This is a genomic window from Streptacidiphilus fuscans, assembly GCF_015690355.1.
GTDB lineage: Bacteria > Actinomycetota > Actinomycetes > Streptomycetales > Streptomycetaceae > Streptacidiphilus > Streptacidiphilus fuscans.
In genome coordinates, this window is record NZ_JADPRT010000019.1 from 95961 (window position 1) to 113627 (window position 17667).

Below are 17667 nucleotides of genomic sequence, written 5' to 3' on the forward strand. Positions count from 1 at the left end.
ACCCACCTGCCGTCCGTTACGCGTTGGGACGCTCGTCGGCGGCAGCGGCCTTGGCCATCGCCTCCAGCTGCGCGAGCATCGGCATCGGGTCGACGCCGACGGTGCCGGGGAGGAAGTCGGCGATCCGCTCCGGCGTCCAGCCGCCCTGCTCCGCGTACATGGCGCGGAGTTCGCGCGGCTGCGCCCAGACCGCGATCTTCGGGCCGGCCACCGTGTAGACCTGACCGGTGATTTCCTTTGCCTGTGCGGAGAGCAGGTAGACCACCAGGGCCGCCACGTCCTCCGGCTCGCCGATCTCCTTGAGCTCCATCGGGACGTTGGCCGACATCCTGGTGCGCGCCACCGGGGCCACGCAGTTGGCGGTCACGCCGTACTTGTGGAGCCCCAGCGCGGCGCTGCGGACCAGCGAGATGATGCCGCCCTTGGCCGCGCTGTAGTTGGCCTGGCTGACCGACCCCTGGTGGTTGCCGCTGGTGAAGCCGATCAGCGTGCCGCCGCCCTGCTTGCGCATCAGCGCGGACGCGGCACGGAAGACGGTGAAGGTGCCCTTGAGGTGGGTGGCGATGACCGGGTCCCACTCCTCCTCGGACATGTTGAAGAGCATCCGCTCGCGCAGGATCCCGGCCACGCAGACCACGCCGTCGAGCCGTCCGAACGCCTCGACGGCCGCTCGGACGACGCGTTCGCCGCCCGCCATGGTGGCGATGTCGTCGGCGACGGCTATCGCCTCGCCGCCCGCCGCCTCGATCTCCTTGACCACCTCGTCCGCCACCTCGCTGGTCGGCGCGGAGCCGTCGATGCCGACGCCGTAGTCGTTGACCACGACCTTCGCGCCCTCGGCGGCGCAGGCGAGCGCCACCGCACGCCCGATGCCGCGTCCGGCCCCGGTGACCGCAACCACCTTGTCGCGCAGGAACTCAGCCACGCCGTACCCCTCCTCAAGAATCTGACGGACCGTTAGATTCTAGGAGCGAGAAGAGACGAACGGGAAGAGACGATCGGCAAGACCGGAAAGAGGAGGCGAAGCGCATGCCCGCACCCAGCGACTTCGACGCGTTCCGTGACATCGCCAAGCGCATCTCCAACTGGGGACGCTGGGGCGCCGAGGACGAGATCGGCACGCTGAACCTGATCACGCCGGAGGTCGTCCGCGCGGCGGCTGCCTGCGTCCGCACCGGCAAGCGGTTCGAGCTGGCCCTGCCGCTGCAACAGCAGGGCGTGCAGAACGGGATGATCCCGGGCCGGGTCAACCCGCTGCACAGCATGGTCGCGCTCAACTTCGAGATGTTCGGCCCGGGCGCGATCGCCACCAGCGACGACGTGGCCACGCTCGGCCTGCAGGCGGGCACCCACTGGGACGGCCTGGGCCATGTCAGCCACGGCGGCCGGATCTACAACAACCGCCCCGCGGACTTCATCAACGCCCAGGAGGGCGCCACCCGTTCCGGCATCGAGAAGGCGACGCCGCTGGTCACCCGGGGCGTGCTGCTGGACGTCGCCCGGGTGCACGACGTCGGCCGGCTGCCCGGCGACCACGTGGTCACCCCCGAGGACCTGGACGCGGCGGAGGAGGCGGCCGGGACGCAGGTCCGGGCCGGGGACGTGGTGCTGATCCGTACCGGCCAGATCCAGCTCTACCTGGGCGGCGACCGCGACGCCTACGCCTTCCCCTCTCCCGGCCTCGGGCTGCGCTGCCCCGAGTGGTTCCACGACCGGGACGTGGTGGCGGTGGCCAACGACACGCTCACCTTCGAGATCTTCCCGCCCGAGATCGACGGCCTCTACCTGCCCGTCCACGCCCTGGATCTGGTGGAGATGGGCATGATGCAGGGCCAGAACTGGAACCTGGAGGAGCTGGCACGGGACTGCGCCGAGGACGGCGTCCACGAGTTCCTGCTCGCCGCGCCGCCGGAGCCGTTCACGGGCGGCGTGGGCGCGCCGGTGGCGCCGATCGCGGTGAAGTAGTCGGCTCGCCTCGGAGGTTGCCCGACAGCCCCGCAGAACCCTCGGGGGTGGCGCGGCGCCGTGCGCGGATTTCTTCACGCGGCACGGCGCCCCGCCACCTCTCCCCCGACCTGCGGCCGGGGGCGCCCCCGTCGACGCCTGGGCCCTGACCAGCGTCGACGCGATTCGCACTCGCCAAGGATGCGGGCAGCACAAAGGACCGGGCGCCCTTGACGTCCCCTCGCAACGAATCGCTGAATCCAAGCGTGATCAGGCGGACACGTCACGTCAATGGCTTGTCCGGAATTCGGATTGGTTGCGTACGGTTTGAGACTTCATCCGTTCGTTGCAGTAACCGGAGTCGGGCCTCCTGCAACACCGTCACCGGCCGGTCTCGGCCGCCGCATATCGGCGTCCCATCTCCTGCTGATGGGCGGCGTCCGGGTGCAGGCCGTCGGGCAGCACGCCGCGGGCGGCGTCCGCGGCGGAGCACAGTTCGCGGCCGTCCATCCAGGTCAGCGCGGTGTCACCGCGCTTGCGGAGCAGTTCGACGGAGCGCTGAAGCACCTCGCGCAGCTGAGCGAGCGTGAGATCGCCGAAGCGCTCCAGCATTCCGTCCGCGAGTTCGGTCTCTCGTTCGCCACCGAACACAGGTCCGACAACAGTGATCGGAACATCCGGTCGGCGGGAGCGAATTTCGGCCAACAGCCCGTGCACAGCGGGAGCGAAGGTTCGTTCGCGCAGGGCAGCCGTGTTGTAGACGTTGATACCGAGTTCCAACGTCATGAAATCTGCTGGGTGTTTTGCCAGCATTCGCCCGACCAGAGGGTCGAGCAGGCAGCCGCCACCGTAACCGAGATTGGTCAGGTTCCGGTCGAGCAACCGCGCCGCCGTGGCCGGCCAGGTCTGCGTCGGAGCGGCGGCGTAGCCGTGGGTGATGCTGCTGCCGTAGACGGTCCAGCGCGGACGCGGGTCGGGCGCGGGGTGCAGCGGCGCACCGTCGAGCGCACGCAGTCCGCGCAGGCGGACGGCGGGGGCGATGGGCAGCGCGATCTCGACGTCCTTCATCCCGGCGGGCAGCCCGCCGAAGACCGCCCCGGCGACGCCGAGCGCCGTCGACCGCACCAACTCGCCGTCCACGGACAGGTCGCACCAGGCCTCGAAGACCGGACCGCCCTGGAGTTGGACGGACTCCGCGTCCAGCAGCAGCCGGGTGGACGCGGTGCGCACCCGCAGCCGGATACCGCTCGGGCACATGGCGGGCAGCACCACCGCCGGGTGGTGCAGGTCGAGATCGGCGACGGGCAGCCGCCAGGGCAGCGTCCAGGACCGGTCAGCGGCCCACTCGACGTCGATGACGCCTTCGAGTGCGCGGGCGACCTCGGTCACGCCCCACGAAGTCGCAGCCCACGGGGTCGTAGCGTTCACCCCGTCCCCGTTCCCGCTCTACCTGTCGATCAACCGCGCCAAGGATCAACCGAGCCGCGCCGCCTGCTGGTTGCCAGAGCTCCGGTTGTCAGAGCTCCGCGGCGAGCAGCGCCTCGGTGTCGAACGCGAGACCGTCGGCCGGGCACGGGGCGTCCGGCGCCAGTTCGCACCAGACCCGTTTGCCGCTGCCGTCCGGGAACCAGCCCCAACGGGTCGTCAGGAAACTGACCAGCTCCAGCCCGCGTCCGTTGGTCGACTCGTCGGCGGCGGCGCGCGGTGCGGGCGGTACGTCGGACGCGTCGGTGACCTCGACGCGCACCGGTCGGTGCCCGGCGTCGCCGCCGACGGGGAAGACCAGCCGGAGCACCGCCGGGGAGCCGGTGTGCACCACCGCGTTGGTGACCAGTTCGGAGACGACCAGGACCAGGGTCTCCGCGATCGGGGCGTCCGGTGCGAAGCCGCAACCGGTGAGACGGCTGCGCGCCCAACGGCGGGCGCGGCCCACCTCCGCCGGGTCGGCCTGGACCGCCGTCTGGACCTGAAGCACCTGTGCCTGCACCTGCACTTGTCACACCACCCGTGCTTGCGGGATCAACCGGGCCGAGCGACCGCGCGAGCCGCCTACCGGCGCGTTTGCGTCCAAGCATGATCCCGCCCCATGCCGGGCAGCATGGTCTTCGGGCATATTCCAGTCGAGGAGCCGCCCGGAGGTGCATACTGCCCCGGCCGCTCCGCCACCCGGGACGAACAGCTTGCTGCGCACTCCCGTGAGCGTAATCGACGCGCGCCGCGACGCCCGGAAACTGGGGGGCGTCGCGGCAAAACCACCCTTCCTACAAGTGTTCAGCGGTGCCGCCGACAGGGCTGTCGGCCGGACCGTCCGCCAGACCCTCGGCCAGTCGGTCGAGGCACAAGTCGCGGTCGGCGCAGGCCTGTTCCCACGCCCAGGCCCGCTTGAGCAGCAGGTGCACCGAGGCTTCCCAGGTGAACCCCATACCGCCGTGGACCTGAAGACAGTCCCGCGCGCCGTGCACGGCGGCGTCGTCCGCGAGCAGCTTGGCTCCGCCGATCTCACCCGCGTCGCCGGAGACCGCCGCGGCGTAGACGGCGACCCGGGCCAACTCCGCGCGCGCCAGCATGTCGGCGCACAGGTGTTGTACGGCCTGGAACGCCCCGATCGGCTGTCCGAACTGCTCGCGCTGCTGCGCGTAGCGGACGGCGTCCGCGACCGTCCGGGCGGCGAGTCCCGCCTGGAGCGCGGCGGTCAGCACCGTCGCCTCGGCGGCGACGCGGCACGCGGTGGGCGGGTCGAGACGCTGTCGCGGGGCGGGGAGCGGTCCGGTGACGTGCCACAGCGGCGTCTGCGGGTCGACCGCGCGGGCCGGTTCGGCGTCCAGCGTCCCCGGTTCGAGGACGGTCACCCCGTCGTCGTTCAGGAGCAGCACGTGGTCGAGCGTCGGCAGGTGCGGGACGAGCAGCGGTCCGCGGGCCGGGACGCGGACCGCCTCGGCGCGGCCGGTCAGCCCGAGCGTGGCGGCCAACTCCGTGCCGACCAACGGCCCTGGGACGAGGGCGCGTCCGGCCTCCTCGAAGGCGAGGACCGCCTCCGGCAGCCCGAGCCCGACCCCGCCGTCCACCTCCGGCACGCGCAGCGTGAACAGCCCGACGTCGACCAGGTCGCCCCACTCCGGCGCGCCGTCCTTCAGCAGGTCGCGCAGGCCCGTCTGAAGCGCACGCTGGTCGTCGGTCAGCTGGAAGTGCATCGTCACCGTCCCTTCGGCAGGCCCAGAATGCGCTGGGCGACGATGTTGCGCTGGATCTGCGAGGTCCCGGCGGCGATGGTGTAGGAGAGGCCCTGCAACCGCTGCGCCGTCCACGGCCCGTCCACCAGCGCCTCCGCGCCGACGACGCGGGCGGCCAGGTCCTGGAGCCGCTGCCGCGCCTCGCTGAACCGCAGCTTGAACACACTCCCGCCCGCGCCCGGGACGCCGCGCGACGCCGCCTCGGACACGTTCCACTGCACCAGCCGCCACAGCGCGGTGAACTCCGCGGCGAGCGCGGCGAGCGAGCGGCGGAGTTCGACGTCGTCCCAGGCGCCGTTCTGCCGTGCGACGCGGGCGAGTTCGCGTACCTCCCGCTGGCAGGCGACGGCTTCGCTGGCGAAGGCCGTCCCGCGCTCGAAGCAGAGGGTGACCATGGTGACCCGCCAGCCGTCGTTCTCCTCCCCGACCCGGTTGGCGACCGGCACCCGCACCTCGTCCAGGAACAGCTCGGCGAACTCGGTCGTCCCGGCCAGCGTCCGCAACGGCCGGACGGTGACGCCCGGACTGTCCATCCGCATGGCCAGCCAGGTGATGCCGCGATGCTTGGGCGCGGCGGGGTCGGTGCGCACCAACAGCTCGCACCAGTCGGCGACTTCGGCGTGCGAGGTCCAGATCTTGCTGCCGGTGACGACGTAGTCGTCCCCGTCCCGGACGGCCCTGGTCCGGAGCGCGGCGAGGTCGCTGCCCGCGCCGGGTTCGCTGAACCCCTGGCACCAGATCTCGTCCCCGCGCAGGATCGGCGGCAGCAGCCGTTCGCGCTGCGCGGGGGTCCCCTCGGCGGCGATGGTCGGCCCGGCGTGCAGGAGGCCGACGAAGTTGGCCCCGACGTAGGGCGCGCCCGCGCGCTCAGTCTCTTCGAGGAAGATCAGGTGCTCGGACGGCGTCGCGCCACGGCCTCCGGCGTCCTCGGGCCAGTGGATACCGGCATAGCCTGCGTCGAAGAGTCGCCGCTGCCAGGCCGTGTCGTAGGCACGGCGGCCGGGCCAATCCGAGGGATCGGGTGGCGCGGGGAGTTCGGGGAGGGTCTTGCCGAGCCATTCGCGTAGGTGCCGACGGTAGTCGGCTTCGGCAGGGGTATCACTGAGCTGCACCTGTGCACTCTCCTTGTGCTGCAGCCACCAGGGGCGCGGGGAACTGCGCGAGAAACCACCGTGTGCGGATGGCCCTGCTCGATCGGCGCGCCAGGTGGGTGGGTGGGTTATCGCGTAGTTCCCCGCGCCCCTAGGTAGTGCAACGTCCCCGCTAGCGAAGGTTTCCGTTCGCGTCCAGGTGCTTGTCCAGGTCGAGCTGCAGCATGCGAATCGCGTTGCCGCGCAGCACCTTGTAGACGACCTCCGGCGCCAAGCCGGCCATGTGCTCCTCGGCGACAGCCTTCGTCTCCGGCCACGTCGAGTCCACGTGCGGGTAGTCCGTCTCGAAGGTCACGTTGTCCACGCCCACCGTGTCCAGCGAGGCGACCCCGTGCCGGTCACGGAAGAAGCAGGCGAAGATCTGCCGGTAGTAGTACGTCGACGGCGGCTCGGGGATCACGTCCCGGACCCCGCCCCACGCGCGGTGCTCGCGCCAGACGTCGTCCGCGCGCTCCAGCGCGTAGGGGATCCAGCCCATCTGGCCCTCGCTGTACGCGAGCTTCAGCCTCGGGAACTTCACCAGCACGCCGGAGAAGAGGAAGTCCGTCATCGACGCCATCGCATTGTTGAAGCTCAGCGTCGCCTGCACCGCCGGGGGCGCGTCCGGGGAGGCGGCCGGCATCTGCGAGGACGAGCCGATGTGCATGTTGACCACCGTGCCGGTCTCCTCGCAGGCGGCGAAGAACGGGTCCCAGTAGCCGGAGTGGATCGACGGCAGGCCCAGGTAGGTCGGGATCTCGCTGAAGGTCACCGCCCGCACGCCTCGTGCGGCGTTGCGCCGGATCTCGGCGACGGCCAACTCGACGTCCCAGAGCGGTATCAGGCACAGCGGGATCAGCCGACCGCCGCTGTCGCCGCACCACTCCTCGACCATCCAGTCGTTGTAGGCGCGCACGCAGGCCAGCGCGACCTCCTTGTCCTTCGCCTCGGCGAAGGTCTGACCGCAGAACCGCGGGAAGGTCGGGAAGCACAGGGAGGCCTCGACGTGGTTGCTCTCCATGTCCAGAAGGCGCGCCTTGGGATCCCAGCAGCCGCGACGCATCTCGTCACGGGTGATCCCGTCCAGCGTCATCTCGTCCCGCGAGAAGCCAACGGCGGCGATGTTGCGCTTGTACGGGAACTGGAGGTCCTCGTAGATCCACCAGTCGGTCGGCGGTCCGTCCGGGTCCATGCTGATCCGGTACTTGCCGCCCACGTACTCCAGTTGACCGATACCGGCACGGAGCGGCTGCGGGCCGCGGTCGCGGTACTTGGCCGGGAGCCACGTGTCGAAGAGATGCGCCGGCTCGATCACGTGGTCGTCGACGCTCACCACCATCGGAAGTTCGGCGGAGTTATCCATGCGAGGCACCCTCTCCACAACCCTTTACCTGACGGTCCGTCAGATTCAGACTAGTGACGGACAGCTGAAGCGGCAAGCGAGCGAGGACCGGATGGGTGTAGAGGGAAAGAAACGGCTGGACCGGCAACGTGACCTGCTCGACCGACTGCTCGACCCGGCGCGCACCGCCGTCATCACCTGCGAGTGTCAGCAGGGCGTGCTCGGCGAGGAGGCGGTCTTCCCCGCGCTGGCCGAGGCCGCGGCCAAGACCGGGCTGGTGGGGAACGTCCGACTGCTCTGCGAGGCCGCCCGCGCGGCCCGCGTGCCCGTCGTCCACTGCACCGCCGAGCGCCGCGCGGACGGGCTGGGCGCCAACACCAACGCCCGGCTCTTCGCCGCGGCCGCGCGCACGCCCTTCGACCCCGCCCTGCACGCCGGCATCGGCGCGGACCCGGAGCGCGACCTGGTCCTCCCCCGGCTGCACGGCCTCGGGCCGTTCCAGGACACAGGCCTCGCGTCCGCGCTGCGCAACCTCGGGGCCACGACCGTGGTCGTCACCGGCGTCTCGGTCAACGTCGCGCTGCTGGAGCTGACCCTGGGCGCGGTCGACGCCGGACTGCAGGTGGTGATCCCGACCGACGCCGTCGCCGGGACCCCGCCCGAGTACGCCGAGGCCGTGCTGGCCAACACCCTCGCCCTCGTCGCCACCCTCACCGACACCGCCACCGTGGCGGCCGTACTGGCCGCCAGAGCCGCCACAGCTGCCGGAGCCGCCGGAGCTGCCGGAGCTGCCGGACCAAGGAGAGACTCGTGACCCTCGCCGACGCCGGATCGCTGTGGGACCTGCTGGAACAACGCGTCGCGGCCACGCCGGACGCGCCGATGCTGATCCAGGCCGCCGACACCCCCGCAGGCGACGCCGACGCCGACACCGCAGGCGAGCCGGACCGGCAGCTGACGTACCGTCAGGTCCGCGACCGCGCCGAGCGGATCGCCGCGGGGCTGCGCGCCGAGTACGGGATCGAGGACGGCACGCCGGTCGCCTGGCAGTTGCCCACGCGGATCGAGACGGTGCTCGTCTCGCTCGCCCTCTCCCGGCTCGGCGCGGTGCAGACGCCGATCATCGCCATCTACCGGGGCGCGGAGGTCGGCCACATCCTCGGCGAGTCCCACGCGCGGCTCTACCTCGTCCCCGGCGTCTGGCGCGGCTTCGACTACGTGACGATGGCCGAGGAGCTGACCCGGGGCTGGCAGCGGCCACCGGCAGTCCGTGTCCTCTACGACGACGCCGACCTGCCCGACGGCGACCCGGTCACCCTGCCGCCCGCGCCGCGCGCGGACCTGGACGACGCGCACGCGCCGGTGCGGTGGGTCTACTACACCTCCGGCATCACCTCCGCGCCCAAGGGCGCCCGGCACACCGACCGGACGCTGATCGCGGGCGGCAGCGGCTTCGCGCGGGCGCTGGACATGGGCCCGGACGACGTCGGCTCGATCGCCTTCCCCTACGCCCACATCGGCGGCCCCGACTACCTGGTCGCGCTGCTGGTGCACGGCTTCCCCGCGCTGCTGCTGGAGGTCTTCGCGCTGCCCGACGTGCTGCCCGCGTACCGGCGCAACGGCGTCACCATGGCGGGCGGCAGCACCGCGTTCTACTCCGCGTTCCTGGCCGAACAGCGCAAACTGCCGCCCGGCGAGCGGCTGATACCGACGCTGCGGATCATCTCGGGCGGCGGCGCGCCGATGCCCCCCGAGCTCCACCGGGAGGTCACCGAGGAGATGGGCGTGGTCCTCGCGCACGGCTACGGCATGACCGAGGCCCCCGCCATCACCATGGGCTCCCCCCGCGACACCCCCGAGCAGCTGGCGTTCACCGAGGGCCACCCGGTGCGCGGCTGCGAGGTGAGGGTCGAGGACGGCGAGATGTGGCTGCGCGGCCCGATGGTCTGCCGCGGCTACACCGACGCCGAGCTGACGGCCCAGGCCTTCACCGCCGACGGCTGGTTCCGCACGGGTGATCTCGGTCACGTCCGCCCGGACGGGCACGTCCGGCTGACCGGTCGGCTGAAGGACATCATCATCCGCAAGGGGGAGAACATCTCCGCCAAGGAGATCGAGGACCTCCTCTACCAGGACCCGCGCGTCGGCGACGTCGCCGTGATCGGCCTGCCGGACCCGGTGCGCGGCGAACGCGTCTGCGCGGTGGTGGAGCGGAAGCAGGGCGTCGAACCGCCGTCGCTGGCAGATGTGGCGGCACGGCTGCGGGCGGCCGGGCTCATGACGCAGAAGATCCCGGAGCAGTTGGAGGTCGTCGAGGCGCTGCCGCGCAACGAGACGCTGCGGAAGGTGCTGAAGCACCAGCTGCGGGACATGTTCGCCGGGCTTCCGTGGGAGGGGTAGCCGGGCGAGCGAAACCCCCGCCGACCGACTGTTCGGGGTTCATCCGCGGGTATGAAGACGCTGTCAATCAGCTGAGTAGGCTCGAACGAGCTCGAAAGTCTGGTTCTCGCCCGGTAGTCGCACCAGGAGACGGCGGGAGTTTCCTGAAAGGTCGCGATGAGCCTCACCGGTACACCCTTCTTCGTGCTGACCGTCGTCCTCGTGGTCGTCGCCCTGGCCGCGCTGTTCGGGCTGTGGAACCGAATACCCGGCCCGGGCGCGGCCAGACTGGCGGCCAGATTCGGGCTGGCCGTCCTGAGCCAGCTCACCGCCGTGGTCATGGTGCTGGTCTACCTCAACAACAGCATGGGGCCGTTCTACGACAGCTGGAGCGACCTCTTCGGCGGCAGCACGACGGTCAGCGACACCGCGCTCTCCGGCAACAACGGCCACCACGGCGGCGACGGCGTCGCGCCCGGCGGCAAGCTGACCTTCTCCTCCTACCTCCCCGGCGTGCTGAAGACCCGCACGGTCGGCGCGTCCTCCGGCATCGAGGGCAGCCTCTACGTCTGGCTTCCGCCGCAGTACCACGACCCCGCGTACGCGAACACCGACTTCCCGGTGGTCGAACTGCTCCCCGGCACGCCGGGCACGCCGCAGGCGTGGTTCGGGACGATGAAGGTCCAGGACGAGATGAGCAAGCTGATGGCCGCGGGCACGGTCAAGCCCATGATCATGGTCTCGGCCAAGCTGAACGTCCTCGGCGGCAACACCGACCCCGGCTGCGCGGACATCCCGGGCGTGGCCCGGACCGCGACGTGGCTCTCGCGGGACGTGCCGGCGCTGATCCGGTCCAACTTCCGCGCCGCGAAGGCACCGTCGCAGTGGGCGATCATGGGCTACTCCGCGGGTGCGTACTGCGCGGTCAACCTGACGGTCCAGCACCCGGACGTCTTCGGCTCGGCGGTCAGCCTGTCGGGCTACAACACGCCCGAATCCCCCCTGGTCACGAACAACTTGGGGCTGAGCCGCGCCAACGACCCGGTGTACCAGCTGAAGCACGCGAAGAAGCAGCCGCCCGTGTCGTTCCTGATGGGCGGCAGCCTCCAGGACCAGGGCACGGTGCCTGCGGCGAAGGCGCTGCTCGCGGTCCTGCGGACGCCGGGCGACAGCCGCCTGGTCACCGTCCGCGAGGGCGGTCACACCCCCACGGTGTGGCGGGAGATGCTGCCCGATGCACTGACCTGGCTGTCGGCGCGGACGTCCGGTTGAACGGTTGGGGGCGCGGGGAACTGCTGATGTGCGGCTCCGCCGCGTAGGTAGTGCAACGTCCCTCGTGCCCAACCCCGACTACTGCACGGGGAATACCCGCCGCACGACCCGTTCCGCCGCGCCGCCGTCTTCCAGCGCGCAGAACTTCGCGCGGAACGCGCCCCGCAGCTTCTCCGTCTCCCACGTGTCCGCGCCGCCGCCCACGCGGAGCAGCTCGGCCAGCTCCTCCGGCGTCGACGCGACCGCGCCCGGGGGCTCGGCCATCAGGTCGAAGTACGTGCCGCGGACGCGCTGGTACTCGTCCCAGTCCGGGGCGAAGACGACGATCGGGCGGTCCAGGACCGCGTAGTCGAACATCGTCGAGGAGTAGTCGGTGACCAGGATGTCCGCCGCCAGGTAGAGGTCCTCGACGACGGGGTACGCCGAGACGTCGACCACCCCCACGTCGTCCGGCCGGAGGCCCGCGTCGTCGTAGAAGTAGTGGGCGCGCATCAGCAGCGTCGTGCGGGGGCCGAGACTGCGGGCGAGGGTGACGATGTCGAGGGCGGGGACGAAGGTGTCCTGCTGCTCGCGGTGGGTGGGGGTGTAGAGGACGACCCGCTGGTCGGCGGGGATGCCCAACTTCTCGCGCACCGCGGCGATCTCCGCCGCGTCCGCGTTGGCCAGGCGGTCGTTGCGCGGGTAGCCCGTCTCCAGGACCTCGTAGGGGCCCGGGTAGGCGCGGCCGAAGGCGTCCGTCGCGAAGGGGCTCGGCGAGACCAGGTAGTCCCAGCGGGCGACGTGTTCCAGCAGGCGGTCCCAGTCCATGTCGCCTGCGGCCAGCGGGCGGGACTTCAGGTCCAGGCCCAAGTACTTGAGCGGGGTGCCGTGTTGGGTCTGGACGTGCACCGAGCCGGACCGCTTGGTCATCGTGTGCGGGAAGTTGACGTTGTTGACCAGGTACTTGGCCGTCGCCATCAGCTTGAAGTAGCGCGGCGTGTTGGCCACCACGTACGGGACGCCCTCCGGCAGCCCCTTGGCCTGGGCCGCCGTCTCGACCACCCAGACGCCCTTGACCTGCGGGGCGAGCTCGCGCATCGCCTCGTAGATCGCGGCCGGGTTGCAGGCGTAACCCCGGTACCAGTAGGCCGCGAAGACGGCGAGGTTCTCGTTGAGCGGGAGCCGGCGGTAGGTCTCGTAGAGGCCGCGGCGGCCCGCGCCGCGTACCGCCCGCTTCAGGGTGTTCGGCAGGGTGCGCGGCAGCGCGCGCAGCGGGCGCAGGCGCTGGTACGCGCCCCACGCGCCGCGGTCGACCAGCCGGTACTGCACGCCGCGCAGGCCCTTGGGGTAGGCGTAGCCCGCCGGTCGCCGGCGGTGGAAGTGCGCGACGGTGCGGCGGAAGAACTCCTCGCGGAGCCGCTCCGGGACCAGGCCGGGGGTGTCCAGCACGGTGACGGCCTGCTTGACCGTGCGGTCGAAGACGGCCCGGCGCAGTTCGGCCGGGATCTCCGGGTGGCGCTCCATGAACGTGAAGATCGCCTCGTACTGCGGGAACGCGTCCGCGTGCTTGGGCGAGGCGGTGTTGGTGATCGCCCCGGCGCGCTGGCGGCGGTAGAAGTAGAGGTCCTTGTCCAGGTAGCTGAGCTTCTGCGCGCCCAGCAGCAGTGGATAGGTGACCGAGATGTCCTCGTAGTAGCCGCCGCCGAACTGGACCTCCAGCGACGCCAGGTACTCGCGGCGGATCACCTTGTTCCAGACGGACATGATCATCTGCAGCAGGCCGGGCCGGTCGGCCAGGGTGAAGACCTCCGGCAGCGGCGGCTCGACCAGCAGGCGGCGCCAAGTGTCCGGCTCGGTCGTCCCGTCCGGGAAGGTGCGGGCGAAACCGGTGATCAGCACGTCGGGGCGGATCTCCGCGAGCCGCGCGGCGACCAGGTCCACCGCGCCGTCGGCCAGCCAGTCGTCGCTGTCAACGAACCACACGTAGTCGCCGGTGGCGTACTTGAGACCGACCTCACGCGCGCCGCCGAGACCGCGGTTGACGGCCAGGTGCCGCACGGTGAGGCGGGAGTCGCGCTCGGCATAGGCGTCGAGGATCGCGCCGCTGCGGTCGGGCGAGCAGTCGTCGACGGCGATCACCTGAAGTGAGGGCAGGTCGGCGGAGAGGAGGGAGTCCAGGCAGCGCGGAAGGTAGTCGGCGACGCCGTACACGGGCAGCACGATGCTGAGGGAAACTCCGGTACTCACAGCTGGTGGCGCTCCTGGTCCTGCGGCGGCGGTGCATGCGGGGCAACCCGATGCTAGTTCACCGCGCCTTCACGTCGGACCGACCGATGAAACCCCTGCTCAGAAGCGGCTCAGAAGGCGGTCAGAACGGTCGCTCGTCGGAGACCGTGAACAGCCGCCGTACGCCGAGCGCCGCGAAGACCCGGTGCACCTGCGACGGCACCGCACCGGAGGCGGGGTCCACCCGCGGCATGACCAACCGCAGTTCGCCGCCGCAGGATCGCATCAGCCGCCGGGCGGCGATCAGCACCCCGACGCCCGTCGAGTCGCAGAAGCGGACGTCCGTGAGATCGACCACCAGCTTTCTGGACCCGTTCGCCACGGCCTCGCGCACCGCCTCGCGGACCCGGCCGCCCGAGCCGAGGTCGAGATCGCCGGAGACGCTCAGCAGCACCCAGTCGTCCTGTTCGTACCGTTCCACGGTCACGTTCGTCGTCATCACGGTGCCCACGACTCTCCGACTCTTCAGCTGTCCGACCGTCCGGGTTCCCCCCGCTACCAGGACATCACTGATGGTGATGGTGCTTCAGGGTAGCCCTCGGTCCCTCGCTCTGACACTGCGTGCCACCATGCGCGCACACTTGATTCTTCAAACATTCGGACGACCGGCACATCGCGGCGCTAGATTCGACCTGAGGAGTTCTCTGAGGAATTCCCCGAGGAGTCACCTGAGCAGTCGCTGAACTGGTACCGACGGAGCGGTGGTGCTGATGACGAGTCCGGCGCCGATCCGTTGGGACCGGCAGATCCAGCGACGGCTCGCGCGCGGCGAGGAGTCCGCCCTCGGCGAGCTCTACGACCAGTTCGCGCCGCTCGTGCACGGACTCGCCAACCGCGTGCTGGGCGACCAGGCCGCCGCTGAGCAGATCACCAGGGACGTCTTCGCCCACGTCTGGGAGCACCCGGAGAGCTTCGACCCGGCCCAGGGCTCGATGCGTTCCTGGATCGGGACGCTGACCCACCGCCGCGCGGTGGAGCGCCTCCGCCGCGAGCACGCGGCCGCCGCCGGGGAGCAGGACGGCGGCGTGGACGGCCCGTTGGAGCCGCCCAGCGTCGAGGAGGAGATCCTGGCCGCGGCCACGGCCGCCCGCGTGCAGTACGTGGTCGGCTCGCTGCCGCAGGCGCTGCGGGAGACGCTGCTGCTCACGTACTTCGGCGGGCGCACCTACGGCGAGGCGGCGACCGAGCTGGGCGTCACGCCCGCCACCGCCAAGCACCGGATGCGGCTGGGCCTGCAACTGCTGGCCACCGCGCTGTCGACCAGCCCGACGGAGCCGACCGGGGCAACCGCGCCCAGTGATGCCGCCGGGTCCGCCGACTACGCGGAGCCTGCCGGGTCCACCGAGCCGACGGAGCCCGCCCGATGAGCGGCCACGAGGCACTGCGCAGCCTCCTCGGCGCCTGGGCCCTCGACGCCTGCCGGCCGGACGAGGCGGCACGCCTCGAAGCGCACCTCGCCGACTGCCCGTCCTGCGCCGAGGAGGCGCACCGGCTGCGGGACGCCGCCGGCTGGCTCTCCTCCGACGAGCCGCTCGACCCGGATCCGGGCCTGCGCCGCCAGGTCATGGCCGGCTGTCTGGAGATACGCGACGCGGACTTCCGCGTCCCCTCCTACGCCGACCCGTACGTCGCCGAGACGGCCCGCCTGGACGCGCTGCTGCGCGACCTGGGCGAGCTGGACTGGCTGGAGCAGGCCCAACTGACGTGGCACGGCGGCTCCGAGCAGCGCCGCCCGGCCGAGGTGCTGTCCCATCTCGCCGCGGTGGACGGCGTCCTGGCCGACGCGCTTGGCCTGCCGGATCCGCTGGACCGGGTGACCGAGCCGAAGCCCGCCGAAGCGGCGGACGGGCCGGGCGGCCACGTCGACGTGCTGGTCGCACGGACGACGGCGCTGCGCGAGGCGCAGTCGCGGCGACCGCCGGAGTCGGTCCGCGCGATGTGGCGTGCGCAGACGCGGGCGGTGGTCGAGACGGCGGCGCTGGCGGCCGAGGCCGACCCGGTGGTGGCGGAGGACGGCGTCGACTACGGCGCGTTCGAGCTGCGGGTGGCGGACTCGTTCCTGGACCGCGCCTTCGAGTGCTGGATCCACGCCGACGACATCGCGGAGGCGGTCAGCTATCCGTACCACCCGCCGCGCGGCGCGCACATGCGGCAACTCATCGGCCTGGCAGTGCGGTTGCTGCCGCTGGCGATGTCCGCGCTGCGCGCCTCCGGCGAGGCGACATCGCCGGACCCGGTGCCGGGCGAGCAGTCGCGCGTGGTGAAGCTGATCGTCGAGGGCCGCGGCGAGGGCGAGTGGCTGATCCCGATCGACGCCCCGGGCTGGGTTCCCCCGACGGACGTCGAACCCACCGCGACGCTGGCGATCGACGGCGTGGAGTTCTGCTTCCTCTGCGCGGCACGCCGGGACCCGCACCGCGTCCCGGTCGGCATCAAGGGCGATGCGCCAGCGGCCCGCGACCTGCTCGCGGCAGCCCGGCTGCTCTCCCGGCCCTGACGGCGACAGCCCGGCCCCGACTGCGACAGCCCGGCCCTGACTGTGGCCTGAATCACCACTGTTCGGCCGGTCGCCCGTCACACTCCTCCGGGCTGCGGTGTCATCCCTGCAGAAGCGCCTTACGGCGGAGCAGCAGGCGACAGAGCAGCTAGGAGATCGACATGGACGCCCGACTCAACCTCTTCGGCACCACCGTCGCGCCCAAGTTCAGCAAGTACATCAACGCGGCCGGGAAGGTCGTCACCGACTCGACCCTGCCCGCCGCCACGCAGGAGCTGGTGAAGATCCGGGCCAGCCAGATCAACGGCTGCGGCATGTGCCTGGACATGCACACCAAGGACGCGGCAGCGGCGGGCGAGACGGCCCAGCGCCTCAACCTGGTCGCGGCCTGGCGCGAGGCCACCGTCTTCACCGAGGCCGAGAAGGCCGCGTTGGAGCTGACCGAGGCGGGCACCCGCCTCGCCGACGCGCCCGGCGGCGTCCCGGACGACGTGTGGGCGAAGGCCGCCAAGCACTACGACGACGAGCAACTGGCCGCACTGGTCAGCCTGATCGCGCTGATCAACGTCTACAACCGGCTCAACGTGATCGTCCGGCAGCCGGCCGGAAGCTACCAGCCGGGTCAGTGGAGCTGACCGTGCGCAGTCCCTGACGGAAGCCGGCGGAAGCTCGCGGAACGTAGCGGAAACTAGCGGAAGACGACCGTGCGCGAGCCGTTGAGCAGGACGCGGTGCTCCGCGTGCCACTTCACGGCGCGGGCCAGCGCCTGGCACTCGACGTCACGTCCCAGGGCGACCAGCTTCTGGGGCGTGACCTCGTGCGAGACGCGGACGACCTCCTGCTCGATGATCGGGCCCTCGTCGAGCGCCGCGGTCACGTAGTGAGCGGTCGCGCCGATCAGCTTCACGCCGCGGGCGTGCGCCTGGTGGTAGGGCTTGGCGCCCTTGAAGCTCGGCAGGAACGAGTGGTGGATGTTGATCGCGCGTCCGGTCAGCGCCTTGCACAGGTCGTCGGAGAGCACCTGCATGTAGCGGGCCAGCACGACCAGGTCCACGCGCTCCTCGTCGACGACGCGCAGCAGCGCCGCCTCCGCCTCGGCCTTGGTGTCCGGGGTGACCGGGATGTGGTGGAACGGCACGCCGTAGGAGGCGGCCAGGTCCTCGAAGTCGCGGTGGTTGGAGACGACGGCGGCGATCTCCACCGGCAGCGCGCCCGAACTGGCGCGGAACAGCAGGTCGTTCAGGCAGTGCCCGAACTTGCTGACCAGCAGCAGCACCCGCATCCTGGCCTCGGCCTCGTGGATCTGCCACTCCATGTGGAAGGCGTCACCCGTCGCCGCGAAGCTGGCGCGCAGCTTCTCCAGGTTCACCGGCGGCTCGGCGGAGAAGTGCACCCGCATGAAGAACAGCCCGCTGTCCGCGTCGCCGAACTGCTGACTGTCCACGATGTTGCAGCCCGTGAGGAACAGGTAGCTGGACACCGCGTGCACGATGCCCTGCTTGTCGGGGCAGGACAGGGTCAGGATGTACTGCTCGGCGTTCTGCTCGGCCTCGGCCACCGGACTGCTTCTCCTTACGCGACGAACCTGGGCCCCAGGGTCCCACATCA

Annotated in this window: 16 protein-coding genes; 7 read left to right on the forward strand and 9 right to left on the reverse strand. The window is 71.2% G+C overall.

The window, feature by feature from the left end:
- Positions 1 to 16 precede the first annotated feature (16 nt).
- Positions 17 to 925 carry an SDR family oxidoreductase gene (locus I2501_RS33485; RefSeq protein WP_196197307.1) on the reverse strand — a complete coding sequence of 303 codons (909 nt, stop codon included), beginning with the start codon at positions 923 to 925 and terminating at the stop codon, positions 17 to 19.
- Between the two features lie 104 nt (positions 926 to 1029).
- On the opposite strand from I2501_RS33485, the gene I2501_RS33490 reads away from it, so the two are divergent.
- Positions 1030 to 1965: a cyclase family protein gene (locus tag I2501_RS33490; RefSeq protein WP_196197308.1), complete on the forward strand. Its 936-nt coding sequence runs from the start codon at positions 1030 to 1032 to the stop codon at positions 1963 to 1965.
- 360 nt (positions 1966 to 2325) lie between these two features.
- Here I2501_RS33490 and I2501_RS33495 read toward each other — a convergent pair whose 3' ends face one another.
- The 5 genes from I2501_RS33495 to I2501_RS33515 all read right to left on the reverse strand — a co-directional run bounded on the left by I2501_RS33495 (position 2326) and on the right by I2501_RS33515 (position 7667).
- Entirely contained in the window at positions 2326 to 3372 is a 1047-nt protein-coding gene (locus I2501_RS33495; protein ID WP_196197309.1) for a GDSL-type esterase/lipase family protein, read from the reverse strand.
- Between the two features lie 88 nt (positions 3373 to 3460).
- The gene (locus tag I2501_RS33500; RefSeq protein WP_328806721.1) at positions 3461 to 3937 is read right to left on the reverse strand and encodes an ATP-binding protein; all 477 of its coding nucleotides are present in this window, start codon (positions 3935 to 3937) and stop codon (positions 3461 to 3463) included.
- A 268-nt stretch (positions 3938 to 4205) separates the two neighbouring features.
- Positions 4206 to 5135 (reverse strand): acyl-CoA dehydrogenase, encoded by a 930-nt coding sequence (locus I2501_RS33505; protein WP_196197310.1) that lies wholly within the window; start codon positions 5133 to 5135, stop codon positions 4206 to 4208.
- A 2-nt stretch (positions 5136 to 5137) separates the two neighbouring features.
- Positions 5138 to 6286: an acyl-CoA dehydrogenase family protein gene (locus tag I2501_RS33510; protein ID WP_196197311.1), complete on the reverse strand. Its 1149-nt coding sequence runs from the start codon at positions 6284 to 6286 to the stop codon at positions 5138 to 5140.
- 151 nt (positions 6287 to 6437) lie between these two features.
- Positions 6438 to 7667, reverse strand: a complete 1230-nt coding sequence (locus tag I2501_RS33515; RefSeq protein WP_196197312.1) for an amidohydrolase family protein — start codon at positions 7665 to 7667, stop codon at positions 6438 to 6440.
- Between the two features lie 91 nt (positions 7668 to 7758).
- On the opposite strand from I2501_RS33515, the gene I2501_RS33520 reads away from it, so the two are divergent.
- The 3 genes from I2501_RS33520 to I2501_RS33530 all read left to right on the forward strand — a co-directional run bounded on the left by I2501_RS33520 (position 7759) and on the right by I2501_RS33530 (position 11297).
- On the forward strand, positions 7759 to 8460 hold the full coding sequence (locus tag I2501_RS33520; protein ID WP_196197313.1) for an isochorismatase family protein: 702 nt from the start codon (positions 7759 to 7761) through the stop codon (positions 8458 to 8460).
- Complete coding sequence (locus I2501_RS33525) at positions 8457 to 10046, forward strand: class I adenylate-forming enzyme family protein (protein WP_328806722.1); 1590 nt, start codon at positions 8457 to 8459, stop codon at positions 10044 to 10046. The genes I2501_RS33520 and I2501_RS33525 overlap by 4 nt, the downstream gene beginning before the upstream one ends.
- 156 nt (positions 10047 to 10202) lie before the next feature.
- Positions 10203 to 11297, forward strand: coding sequence for an alpha/beta hydrolase (locus tag I2501_RS33530; RefSeq protein WP_196197314.1), 1095 nt, complete (start codon positions 10203 to 10205; stop codon positions 11295 to 11297).
- A 78-nt stretch (positions 11298 to 11375) separates the two neighbouring features.
- On the opposite strand, the gene I2501_RS33535 is transcribed toward I2501_RS33530, so the two are convergent.
- Both I2501_RS33535 and I2501_RS33540 read right to left on the reverse strand, forming a co-directional pair.
- Positions 11376 to 13523: a bifunctional glycosyltransferase/CDP-glycerol:glycerophosphate glycerophosphotransferase gene (locus I2501_RS33535; protein ID WP_196197315.1), complete on the reverse strand. Its 2148-nt coding sequence runs from the start codon at positions 13521 to 13523 to the stop codon at positions 11376 to 11378.
- Positions 13524 to 13644: 121 nt separating this feature from the next.
- The gene (locus I2501_RS33540) at positions 13645 to 14001 is read right to left on the reverse strand and encodes an STAS domain-containing protein (RefSeq protein WP_196197316.1); all 357 of its coding nucleotides are present in this window, start codon (positions 13999 to 14001) and stop codon (positions 13645 to 13647) included.
- 271 nt (positions 14002 to 14272) lie between these two features.
- Here I2501_RS33540 and I2501_RS33545 point away from each other — a divergent pair, with 271 nt between their 5' ends.
- The 3 genes from I2501_RS33545 to I2501_RS33555 all read left to right on the forward strand — a co-directional run bounded on the left by I2501_RS33545 (position 14273) and on the right by I2501_RS33555 (position 16694).
- Complete coding sequence (locus tag I2501_RS33545; RefSeq protein ID WP_196197317.1) at positions 14273 to 14929, forward strand: sigma-70 family RNA polymerase sigma factor; 657 nt, start codon at positions 14273 to 14275, stop codon at positions 14927 to 14929.
- Complete coding sequence (locus I2501_RS33550; RefSeq protein ID WP_196197318.1) at positions 14926 to 16059, forward strand: zf-HC2 domain-containing protein; 1134 nt, start codon at positions 14926 to 14928, stop codon at positions 16057 to 16059. The genes I2501_RS33545 and I2501_RS33550 overlap by 4 nt, the downstream gene beginning before the upstream one ends.
- 161 nt (positions 16060 to 16220) lie before the next feature.
- Positions 16221 to 16694: a carboxymuconolactone decarboxylase family protein gene (locus tag I2501_RS33555; RefSeq protein WP_196197319.1), complete on the forward strand. Its 474-nt coding sequence runs from the start codon at positions 16221 to 16223 to the stop codon at positions 16692 to 16694.
- A 53-nt stretch (positions 16695 to 16747) separates the two neighbouring features.
- On the opposite strand, the gene purU is transcribed toward I2501_RS33555, so the two are convergent.
- The gene (purU, locus tag I2501_RS33560) at positions 16748 to 17617 is read right to left on the reverse strand and encodes a formyltetrahydrofolate deformylase (protein WP_328806723.1); all 870 of its coding nucleotides are present in this window, start codon (positions 17615 to 17617) and stop codon (positions 16748 to 16750) included.
- Positions 17618 to 17667 lie beyond the last annotated feature (50 nt).